The 10,670-nt window shown below is 60.4% G+C and carries 10 protein-coding genes; 4 read left to right on the plus strand and 6 right to left on the minus strand.

What is annotated here, in order from left to right; translation table 11 throughout:
- Window positions 1-46: 46 nt before the first annotated feature.
- The 5 genes from tsaA to rimO form a co-directional block, all read right to left on the minus strand.
- Window positions 47-742: a tRNA (N6-threonylcarbamoyladenosine(37)-N6)-methyltransferase TrmO gene (tsaA, locus tag CI807_RS12870; protein WP_095014914.1), complete on the minus strand. Its 696-nt coding sequence runs from the start codon at window positions 740-742 to the stop codon at window positions 47-49.
- A 3-nt stretch (window positions 743-745) separates the two neighbouring features.
- Complete coding sequence (locus CI807_RS12875) at window positions 746-1,207, minus strand: DUF1456 family protein (protein ID WP_016977930.1); 462 nt, start codon at window positions 1,205-1,207, stop codon at window positions 746-748.
- Between the two features lie 70 nt (window positions 1,208-1,277).
- Window positions 1,278-1,988 (minus strand): rRNA pseudouridine synthase, encoded by a 711-nt coding sequence (locus CI807_RS12880; protein ID WP_016977929.1) that lies wholly within the window; start codon window positions 1,986-1,988, stop codon window positions 1,278-1,280.
- 71 nt (window positions 1,989-2,059) lie between these two features.
- Window positions 2,060-2,533 (minus strand): GNAT family N-acetyltransferase, encoded by a 474-nt coding sequence (locus tag CI807_RS12885; RefSeq protein WP_095014915.1) that lies wholly within the window; start codon window positions 2,531-2,533, stop codon window positions 2,060-2,062.
- Between the two features lie 104 nt (window positions 2,534-2,637).
- Window positions 2,638-3,978 carry a 30S ribosomal protein S12 methylthiotransferase RimO gene (gene rimO / locus CI807_RS12890; RefSeq protein WP_003231334.1) on the minus strand — a complete coding sequence of 447 codons (1,341 nt, stop codon included), beginning with the start codon at window positions 3,976-3,978 and terminating at the stop codon, window positions 2,638-2,640.
- 537 nt (window positions 3,979-4,515) lie between these two features.
- Between rimO and CI807_RS12900 the strand changes: the two genes are divergently transcribed.
- From CI807_RS12900 to CI807_RS12915, 4 genes are all read left to right on the plus strand, one after another.
- Window positions 4,516-6,417 (plus strand): potassium transporter Kup, encoded by a 1,902-nt coding sequence (locus CI807_RS12900; protein ID WP_095014917.1) that lies wholly within the window; start codon window positions 4,516-4,518, stop codon window positions 6,415-6,417.
- Window positions 6,418-6,628: 211 nt separating this feature from the next.
- Window positions 6,629-7,735: an NADH:flavin oxidoreductase/NADH oxidase gene (locus CI807_RS12905; protein WP_016977925.1), complete on the plus strand. Its 1,107-nt coding sequence runs from the start codon at window positions 6,629-6,631 to the stop codon at window positions 7,733-7,735.
- A 104-nt stretch (window positions 7,736-7,839) separates the two neighbouring features.
- Complete coding sequence (locus CI807_RS12910) at window positions 7,840-8,385, plus strand: GNAT family N-acetyltransferase (RefSeq protein WP_095014918.1); 546 nt, start codon at window positions 7,840-7,842, stop codon at window positions 8,383-8,385.
- A 194-nt stretch (window positions 8,386-8,579) separates the two neighbouring features.
- Complete coding sequence (locus tag CI807_RS12915) at window positions 8,580-8,765, plus strand: hypothetical protein (RefSeq protein ID WP_095014919.1); 186 nt, start codon at window positions 8,580-8,582, stop codon at window positions 8,763-8,765.
- Window positions 8,766-8,806: 41 nt separating this feature from the next.
- Here CI807_RS12915 and CI807_RS12920 read toward each other — a convergent pair whose 3' ends face one another.
- Window positions 8,807-10,432 carry a glucan biosynthesis protein D gene (locus CI807_RS12920; protein ID WP_095014920.1) on the minus strand — a complete coding sequence of 542 codons (1,626 nt, stop codon included), beginning with the start codon at window positions 10,430-10,432 and terminating at the stop codon, window positions 8,807-8,809.
- Between the last annotated feature and the right edge of the window lie 238 nt (window positions 10,433-10,670).

Below are 10,670 nucleotides of genomic sequence, written 5' to 3' on the forward strand. Positions count from 1 at the left end.
CCGCTTTCGCGAGCAAGCCCGCTCCCACATTTTGTTTCCGGTTTCTTCAGTGGGCTGGGAGTACTTCCAGTACACAAATCACCCCAGGCTCGGGATAGTGCCAACGCACATCCACATCCCAGAACTGCGCGCCATATTCCCGCTCGGGCCCCGGCGTCTGATACGCCGGCCGTGGATCCTGTGCCAGGCACTGATCAATCAGTTCCACCAACGGCTCGCCCAGGCGCTGCGCATGGCCTTGTGCCTGTTGCAGGGCGGTCTTGAGCCACTGCACCGGAATCAGCTGCGGCGCGGCGCTCGCGATGTCGTTGGTCGCCGTGTCGACCATGTCGGCATACGGCACATACGGCTTGATATCCAGCACCGGCGTGCCATCGAGCAGATCAATCCCGGAAATCCACAGCCGCCCAGGCTCCACCTTGTCCAACTTCACCACTGACTGGCCAATGCCATTCGGGCGATGAGTCGCACGGGTAGCGAACACGCCCATGGACGTATTGCCGCCCAGGCGCGGCGGTCGCACTTTCAGGCGTGGCTTGTCTTCCAGCGCCTGGTGAAACAGGAACAGCAACCACACATGGCTGACCTGCTCCAGGCCCTGTACGGCTTCGCCACCGTCGAACGGCGCCACCAGTTCCAGCACGCCACGGGCGGCAGGTGCCAACTGAGGTTGGCGTGGGATGGCGAACTTCTCCTTGAAGCAGGAGTGCACGAAGCCGACGGGCGAGACGTTGTAACTCATGGCTTACGCACGAACTCGCAGCGTCAGGCCCTTGAGGAAGTTGCGCAACAACTGGTCGCCGCACGGGCGGTAGTTGGTGTGGCCGAACTTGCGGAACAGCGCGCTCAGCTCAGGCTTGGACACCGGGAACTCGGCGGCCTTGAGGATGGCGTGCATGTCATCTTCCTTCAGTTCGAAGGCCACGCGCAGCTTCTTGAGGATGATGTTGTTGGTCACCGGGGTCTCGATCGGCTGCGGCGGACGGCTTTCGTCCTTGCCGCGCTTGAAGATCACCAAGCCGTCGAGGAAGTGCGCCATGACGTCATCCGGGCAGAACACGAAGCCTTCTTCCTCATCTTTCTTGAGGTAGGTCAGCAGGTCGTCCTTGGTCACGTCCATGCCGCCGAGCTTGATGATCTCGACCATCTTGTTGTCGCTGATGTCGAGCATGTAGCGCACGCTGCGCAGTACGTCGTTGTGAATCATGGTGGGCAATCCTGGTATTCAACTGAGGACACCGCGCAAAAGAGGCGGTATCGGGAAAAAGGGCAGCGGCTTAGAACTTCTCTTTGCCGGACAGGTAACGCCATTGGCCAACCGGCACCTTGCCGATGGACACGCCGCCGATGCGGATACGACGAATGGCAATGACTTTGAGGCCAACCGCTTCACAGAACAGCGCGATCACGCCTGGCTGCGGGTTTTTCATCGCAAAACGCAGGCGGTTTTCGTTCTGCCAGCTGGCTTTGACCGCCGGCAGCTCTTTGCCTTTGTAGGTCAGGCCGTGGTTCAGGCGATTGAGGCCGTGGGCAACCATGTCGCCTTCGACTTCCACCACGTATTCCTGCTCGATCTTGGCGGCATCGGCGGTCAACTTGCGCAGGATCTTCCAGTCCTGGGTAAACACCAGCAGGCCGCTGGCCTTGGCTTGCAGGTCAGCGCTGGCGGTCAGGCGCAGGAAGTGGCCCTTGAGCGGGCGTTTGCCGAAGCGGTGTTCTTCCGAGAGGGTATCGGCGCTGATCGACGCCATGGCCGTTTCGGCATCTACCCCAGCAGGGGCGTGCAGCAGGATGGTCACCGGCTCGGGTGCAGTGGCCTTGGCCTCTGGATCCAGCTCGACCTTTTGGGTGGTGACCTTGAATTGTGGTTCGTCGATCACTTCACCGTCCACCGAGACCCAGCCGCCTTCGATGAACAGCTCAGCCTCCCGACGGGAGCAACCGACCAGTTCGATAAGGCGTTTGGAGAGGCGTATGGGGTCAGTCATGACAAGGGCCGTAGCAAAAGGGGGCAGCTATTGTACCTGTGTGGGCGCGGTTAATCCCGGCCCCATTTCATTTAGCCTTGACTGGCTTGATGCTGCACCAGGCGCAAACGCATATGCAACAACGGATAGGGCTGCCCCAAGCCGTCATGCTCCGTGCGTCCGATCACTTCGAACCCCTGTTTGAAGTAAAAACCCAGGGCCTGGGGGTTTTGTTCGTTGACGTCCAGCTCATCGGCGTTCAGGTGCTCGATCGCATAGCGCAGCAGTTGCCGACCCAGGCCTTCGCCCCGGTGCTGCGGGGCGATGAAGAGCATCTCCACCTTGCCCGACGCCACGCCGGCAAACCCGGTGATACGCTGGCGCGGGTCTTTGGTACAGATCAACATCACAGCGTCCAGGTAACGCGTCAGCACCAGGTTCTTCAGCAACACGATGTAACTGTCCGGTAGAAAATCATGGGTCGCACGGACCGAGTCTTCCCAGATTTGTGCCAATTGCGTGTAGTCGCTGGTTTTAGGTGTGTGGATAACCGAATGCTGGCGCATGCCCGCTGCCCCTTGCCGATGATTGGCGTCGATGGGCAAAACGATAGACCTAAAAAAGCCCCGCATCTTGTCCAGAGGCGGGGCTTTTTCGGTTTATTTACGGCTTAGTCGCGCTTTTCAGCCCACAAGTCGTATTCGTCGGCATCGGTCACGGTGCACCAGACCTTGTCGCCCGGCTTCAAACCGCTGGCATCGTCGATAAACACGTTACCGTCGATCTCCGGTGCATCGAAGAAGCAACGGCCGACCGCGCCTTGCTCGTCGACTTCGTCGATCAGCACTTCGATTTCCTTGCCGATGCGCAGTTGCAGGCGTGCCGAGCTGATAGCCTGCTGGTGCGCCATGAAACGCTCCCAACGGTCTTGCTTGACGTCGTCCGGCACCACGGCCAGGTCCAGCAGGTTGGCTGGAGCGCCTTCCACCGGCGAGTACTGGAAGCAACCGACTCGGTCCAGTTGGGCTTCGGTCAGCCAGTCCAGCAGGTACTGGAAGTCTTCTTCGGTTTCGCCGGGGAAGCCGACGATGAAGGTCGAACGGATGATCAGTTCCGGGCAGATCTCACGCCAGTTCTTGATACGCGCCAGGGTCTTGTCTTCGAACGCCGGGCGCTTCATGGCCTTGAGCACTTTCGGGCTGGCGTGCTGGAACGGGATGTCCAGGTACGGCAGGATCTTGCCGGCGGCCATCAGCGGGATCAGCTCGTCCACGTGCGGGTACGGGTAGACGTAGTGCAGGCGTACCCATACGCCCAGGCTGCTCAAGGCTTCGCACAGTTCGGTCATGCGGGTTTTCACCGGCGCGCCGTTCCAGAAGCCGGTGCGGTACTTCACGTCGACGCCGTAGGCGCTGGTGTCCTGGGAGATCACCAGCAGCTCCTTGACGCCCGACTTGACCAGGCGCTGGGCCTCGTCGAGCACGTCACCGACCGGACGGCTGACCAACTTGCCGCGCATCGACGGGATGATGCAGAAGCTGCAGCTGTGGTTGCAGCCTTCGGAAATCTTCAGGTACGCGTAGTGGCGCGGGGTCAGCTTGATGCCTTGTGGTGGCACCAGGTCGATCAGCGGGTTGTGGTCCTGGCGCGGTGGCACCACTTCGTGCACGGCGTTGACCACCTGCTCGTACTGCTGCGGACCGGTCACCGCCAGCACGCTCGGGTGCACGTTGCGGATATTGCCTTCTTCCACGCCCATGCAGCCGGTCACGATGACCTTGCCGTTTTCCTTGATCGCTTCGCCGATTACTTCCAGGGATTCCGCCTTGGCCGAATCGATGAAGCCGCAGGTGTTGACCACCACCACGTCGGCGTCCTGGTAAGTGGACACAACGTCATAGCCTTCCATACGCAGTTGCGTGAGGATGCGCTCGGAGTCGACCAGAGCCTTCGGGCAACCCAGGGAAACAAAGCCAACCTTGGGGTTGGCTTTTGCGATGGTGGTGGACATGTCTAACCTCGGTATTGAATGACGCCGCCAGTCGGGCACGACAAGGCTGCGGACGGGCGCTTGGTGCGCCTCTGATCAAAAAGTGCGCAATTCTAGCGACGGGCAACGCACTTGACCAGCTTTATGCAGGGAAATGCGACGAGTGCTGCATGGACGCATTCCCACAACCGCTGCTCCACTCTACTGTGGCGAGGGAGCTTGCTCCCGTTGGACTGCGCAGCAGTCCCATTCTTTTCAAAAAGAAGCTGGGGCCGCTACGCGACCCTACGGGAGCAAGCTCCCTCGCCACAGGTTGCTTTTTACCCTTTCAATCGTATTCACAATGCCCTGTTACTTATGACGGACTGCATAAAACGACGCCCGAATCACTTGAGCAGGGAAATGCGACGAGTGCTGCGCTATGCTTCGCGCCGTTGCGCCTAGGTAAAGTCCTAAGGTCAACAAAACGTCTGTTACGAGAAGTAAAACAGCGCATGCTAGGGTCAGCTTAGACGCGTTGTTAATAAAAGACCGCAGGTCAAAGGGCAGGAGTGGTTGATGGGTCACGCGAGTAGTCAGGCAGCAGGTGCCGAGCAGTCAAACGCCAAGCCGATCGGCATGCTGGTGGCAGCGGTCGGGGTGGTTTACGGCGATATCGGGACCAGCCCGCTCTACACCCTTAAAGAGGTGTTCAACGGCGGTTATGGGGTTCAGGTCAATCATGACGGTGTGCTGGGGATCCTGGCGCTGATCTTCTGGTCGCTGATCTGGGTGGTGTCGATCAAGTACATGCTGTTCGTGCTGCGCGCCGATAACCAGGGCGAGGGCGGCATCATGGCGCTCACGGCACTGGCACGACGGGCGGCGGGGGAGCGCAAGAAGTTGCGTAGCTTCCTGGTGGTGTGTGGCCTTTGCGGCGCGGCGCTGTTCTACGGCGACAGCATGATCACCCCGGCGATTTCCGTGTTGTCTGCGGTCGAAGGCCTGGAACTGGCCTTCGACGGCCTTGAAAAATGGGTCGTGCCCATCGCCTTGGTGGTGCTGGTGGCGCTGTTCCTGATCCAGAAACATGGCACCGACCACATCGGCAAGCTTTTCGGGCCGGTGATGGTGACCTGGTTTCTGGTGTTGGGCGGGTTGGGCGTATATGGCATCACCCTGCACCCTGAGGTGCTGAGTGCTCTCAATCCGATCTGGGCAGTACGCTTCTTCGAAGCGCATCCGGGCATTGGCGTAGCCATCCTCGGCGCGGTGGTGTTAGCACTGACCGGCGCCGAAGCGCTGTACGCCGATATGGGTCACTTCGGCCGCAAACCCATCGCCCGCGCCTGGTTCATGCTGGTGCTGCCGGCGCTGGTGCTCAATTATTTCGGCCAGGGCGCCATGCTGCTCGGTGACCCGGAAGCCGCGCGCAACCCGTTCTACCTGCTGGCGCCGAGCTGGGCGCTGATCCCGCTGGTGGTGCTGTCCACCCTCGCCACGGTGATTGCCTCCCAGGCGGTGATTTCCGGTGCGTTCTCGTTGACGCGCCAGGCGATCCAGTTGGGTTACATCCCGCGCATGCACATTCAGCACACTTCAAGCGCCGAGCAGGGCCAGATCTACATCGGCGCGGTGAACTGGTCGCTGATGGTGGGCGTAATCCTGCTGGTGCTGGGCTTTGAGTCGTCCAACGCACTGGCATCGGCCTACGGCGTGGCGGTGACGGGCACCATGTTGATGACCACCATCCTGGTCTCGGCGGTGATGCTGCTGCTGTGGAAATGGCCGCCAATCCTGGCTGTTCCTGTCCTGGTTTGCTGCCTGTTGGTGGACGGTCTTTACTTTGCCGCCAACGTGCCGAAGATCATCCAAGGCGGCGCCTTCCCGGTACTGGCGGGGATCGTGCTGTTTGTGCTGATGACTACCTGGAAGCGCGGCAAGCAATTGCTGGTGGAGCGCCTCGACGAAGGTGGCCTGCCGCTGCCGATCTTCATCAGCAGTATCCGCGTGCAGCCACCTCATCGCGTGCAGGGCACCGCCGTGTTTCTTACCGCGCGCCCGGACGCCGTGCCTCACGCGCTGTTGCACAACCTGCTGCACAACCAGGTATTGCATGAGCAAGTGGTGTTGCTGACGGTGGTCTACGAGGACATTCCCCGCGTACCGGCTGCACGGCGGTTCGAGGTGGATGCCTACGGCGAAGGCTTCTTCCGCGTGATCCTGCACTTCGGTTTCACCGATGAGCCGGATGTACCGGAGGCGCTGAAGTTGTGCCATCTGGATGACCTGGACTTCAGCCCGATGCGCACCACCTACTTCCTCAGCCGCGAAACGGTCATCGCCTCGCGGATCAAGGGCATGGCCCGTTGGCGCGAAGCTTTGTTCGCCTTTATGTTGAAGAACGCCAACGGCAACCTGCGCTTCTTCAAACTCCCGGTAAACCGGGTGATCGAGCTGGGCACCCAGGTCGAAATGTAAGCTGTTGCAATACGGGGGCCGGCAATCGGTCCCCGCTTTTCCTTCTGAACCCTGTGCAATCCAGCGTTGTCGACTAGGCTGTAGGAGCGAGCTTGCTCGCGAAAAACGTCAACGATAACGCGTTAACCCTGGATAAACGTAGCGCCCATTAGGCCTTCGCGAGCAAGCTCGCTCCTACAATAATGCCTGCAAAGCTAAGAAGAGGTGCGCCATGAGTCAGCTGCTCGAACCTTATACTCTCCGTCAATTGACCCTGCTCAACCGCATCGCCGTTTCGCCCATGTGCCAATACTCAAGCGTCGATGGCCTGGCGAATGACTGGCACCTGGTACACCTCGGCAGCCGTGCCGTCGGCGGCGCCGGGTTGATCTTCACTGAAGCCACCGCCGTGACTGCCGATGGCCGCATCACCGCCCAGGACCTGGGCCTGTGGAACGACGCTCAAATCGAACCGCTGCAACGCATCACGCGTTTCATTGCGGCCCAGGGGGCGGTGGCCGGCATTCAACTGGCCCACGCCGGGCGCAAGGCCAGCACTCATCGGCCTTGGATCGGCAAGCACGGCAGCGTCAAGCCGGAGGACGGCGGTTGGACGCCGGTAGGGCCATCGCCGATTGCCTTCGACCCTCAGCACACCCAGCCCAAGCCGCTGGACGAAGGGCAGATCCAGCAAGTGATCGCCGATTTTGTTGCCGCCGCCAAGCGCGCGTTGACCGCAGGCTTCGAAGTGGTGGAAATCCACGCGGCCCATGGTTACCTGTTGCATCAATTTCTCTCACCGATCAGCAATCAGCGTCAGGACCAGTACGGCGGCTCGTTCGAAAACCGCATCCGTCTGGTGCTGCAAGTGACCCAGGCCGTACGTGATGTCTGGCCCCAGGAGTTGCCGCTGTTTGTGCGGGTGTCGGCCACCGATTGGGTGGAGGATGGCTGGAACCCCGATGAAACCGTGGAACTGGCGCGTCGCTTGAAGGACCTGGGGGTGGACCTGATCGACGTCTCCTCCGGTGGCACCGCCGCCAACGCCGAGATCCCTACCGGCCCCGGTTACCAGACGCGCTTCGCCGAGCGCGTGCGCAAAGAGTCAGGCATGGCCACCGGCACCGTTGGCATGATTACCGAGCCGGCCCAGGCTGAGCACATCCTGCGCACCTGCCAGGCCGATATCATCTTCCTGGCCCGTGAGCTGTTGCGTGATCCGTACTGGCCGTTGCATGCCGACGATGACCTGGGCGGACGCAAGGCTATCTGGCCGGCGCAGTACCAGCGCGCCACGCACCGGGATCAGCCGATTCACGAGTCGGACCTGCGTGACTGAACCTGCCTGATGTGCCCACCAAACCCACCCTGATCCGGTGGGTTTTTTCTTGCTCGTTGTTAATACAAGCCTGATCCTTGGTCGCCTAAAAGCAGGAGGCCATCATGCTGGTGGAACGTGCGTTAACTGAAAGTGATATCCCGTTGCTGGCAACCATCGACCGTACGGAGCTGATCCACCACTGCTATCGCCTGGAGGATGGCCAGTTGGCGTTATACGCCGCTCACCACGACATGCGCGGCTGGCCCGAAGGCGAGGCGGAGCAGGACGCGGTGGCGCTGGGCGCCTGTCTCAAACGCGGCGGGTGGTTGCTGGGTGTATTCGACGGTCCAACCTTGATAGCGGCGGCGGTGGTAGACAACCGCGCCATCCATAATCAGAAGCTGCGTATGCGCCAACTGAAGTTCCTGCATGTCAGTCATGCGGCGCGTGGCTTGGGGTTGGGAGGGCGTTTGTTCGCACTGGCCTGTGAGCACGGCCGTCAAACCGGAGCGGATGCGTTGTATATCTCGGCCACGGAGTCGCGCAATACCGTGGATTTTTACCTACGCCAAGGCTGCCTGTTGCTGCAGCAACCTGATCCTGACCTGTTTGCACAAGAGCCCCATGACATTCATCTCTACCGACCGTTAGGTGAGAAAGGGCTGTAGGTCTTTGTTACCGAAGCAAATATTTAAGTGATTACTCTAAAAAAGTCCCACGCTCGGCAATAAGGTTTCTACGCTTAGGGTAAGCCTGATTTCTGGCCCAGGAAGTCAGTTGGTTTGCTCACTGAGGCATTGCGCTTCATGGGAGGCAGTTATGGGCAACGGGAGTATTTGATGGATATCAGGAGAAGCAGTCCATGGCCAGTTCCTATGGTGTAGCGGGTGTGGTGGCGTCATTTCTGGCCCGCAGGGTGTCTTTGCGTGGCCGAAGGCTGAGTTCGGATGAAGTGGAATTGCTGGCGCAGTACCGCGCCCTGACCGAGAACGATCAGGTGGCGATGCGCTATTTGATTGGGGCGATGAAAAGTGTGTCGCGGTTCTGAGCACTTGCAGGAGCTGGCTTGCCAGCTCCTGCAACGGACGATCAGGTGTACTTACGCTGGTCCGGAGCCGGCGGGAAGTACTGGTACAACCAGGTTTCACTCAAGGTGCGGTCCTGGGTGCGAATGAACAGGCGCAGTTCCACCGGCTCCACGCTGTCGCTGGTCGGGTACCAGTCAAACAGGATGCGATAGCCCTTGATGTTATCCAGCACCAGCACGCTGAAATCCTTGACCTGGCCGTGGGAGCACGTCACTACCGGCTCGATCCCGGTGCCCGGTGGCAGGCGATCCAGGCCGCCGCCCTTGAAGTCCACGGCAAAACGGCGCGCCCACACCGGTGGGTAGTGCTCGCCCGGTGCCCAGCCTTCGGTAAAGCCACCCATGCCCGAACGGGTGGCGTCGACTTGCGCCAACGGTGTACTCACCGGCGGCAAGGCGCTCCAGTACAGCTTGTAGCCATAGTTGAGCGAGTCGCCGGCCGCCACGGGCTTTTTCGGGGTCCAGAAGGCCACGATGTTATCCAGGGTCTCACCGGTTGTAGGAATTTCCAGCAGATCGATAGAGCCCTCGCCCCACGCAGTGGTTGGTTCCACCCACAGGCTCGGGCGCTTGCTGTACCAGTCCACGGTGTCCTGGTAGCTGGCGAACTCATGGTCGGTCTGCACCAGGCCGAAGCCTTTCGGGTCTTTGTCGGCGAACGCGTTGAATTGCAGCTTGGCCGGGTTGTTCAGCGGGCGGCAGATCCACTCGCCGTTGCCGCGCCACATGGCCAGGCGATCCGAATCGTGGATCTGCGGGTGGATGGTGTCGCACATGCGCCGTTCGTGTGTGCCGCAACTGAACATGCTGGTCATCGGCGCGATGCCCAGTTGTTCTATGGTGGTGCGCGCGTTGATGTGTGCGTCGATCGCCATCACGACCTGGTTGGCCTGGCAGTCGATATCGAAACGGTAGGCACCCGTGGCACTCGGTGAATCGAGCAGGGCGTAGACCACAAAGCGGGTGGCGTTCTTGTCTGGGGTCTCGAACCAGAACTGCGTGAAGTCGGGGAACTCCTCGCGTTTTTTCGCGTAGGTGTCGATGGCCAGGCCACGAGCCGAGAGGCCGTACTGCCCGGTATTGTCCACCGCACGGAAGTAGCTGGCGCCGAGAAACGACAGCACGTCATGGCGGTCCAGCTCCGGCGCCTTGAACAGCTTGAAGCCGGAAAAACCCAGGTCACCGGTCAGTTGCTTGGTGTCGACCGTGGTCTTTTCATAGTTGAACAAAGATGGACGGAAATGCACTTCGCGGGCTTCGCGGGTCTTGGGGTCGACACTGTGCATGCGCACCGGCGTCTTGAAGCCCATACCGACGTGGAAGAACTGCACGTCCAGTTGGCCGTTCAATTCCTTCCACAGCGAATGGTTGCCGTCGTAGCCGATGGCGTTGAAGTTCTGCGGGGTCATGGTCGCCAATGTTAGCGGCAGCACCTGTTTGGTGTCCTTGTAAGCGGTCCCGGCGAGTTGTTTGGCCTGGGCCTTGAGCGAGTCGAAATCGAACGCCACGGCCTTGCCATCAGCGGCACGGTTCCCGGCCCAGGCCTGGGCGGCAAGCAGGCCGCTGGCCGACAAACCGGTGTAAGCCGCAATGGCCATGGACGCTTTGAGCAAATTCCTGCGGTGCATAGAGACAACCTGTCGTGAGCAAATCCCGCGCCGTCCCGGCACGTAGCGGATCAGAAATTACGGTTCGGACATGCCTTCGACCAAACGCAACGGACATTAAACAGACGCCGGATAGCTTAAGCGGTTCGATGACGTAGGAAAATTGATTGATAGCGGGGTGATGGCCTAGCAAATGCGACAAGACATTTCCGACTCACAAAAATCCCCTGTAGGAGCCGGCTTGCCGGCGATGGCGTCC

It is taken from the genome of Pseudomonas sp. NS1(2017), assembly GCF_002269425.1.
In the GTDB taxonomy this organism is placed as follows: Bacteria; Pseudomonadota; Gammaproteobacteria; order Pseudomonadales; family Pseudomonadaceae; genus Aquipseudomonas; species Aquipseudomonas reactans.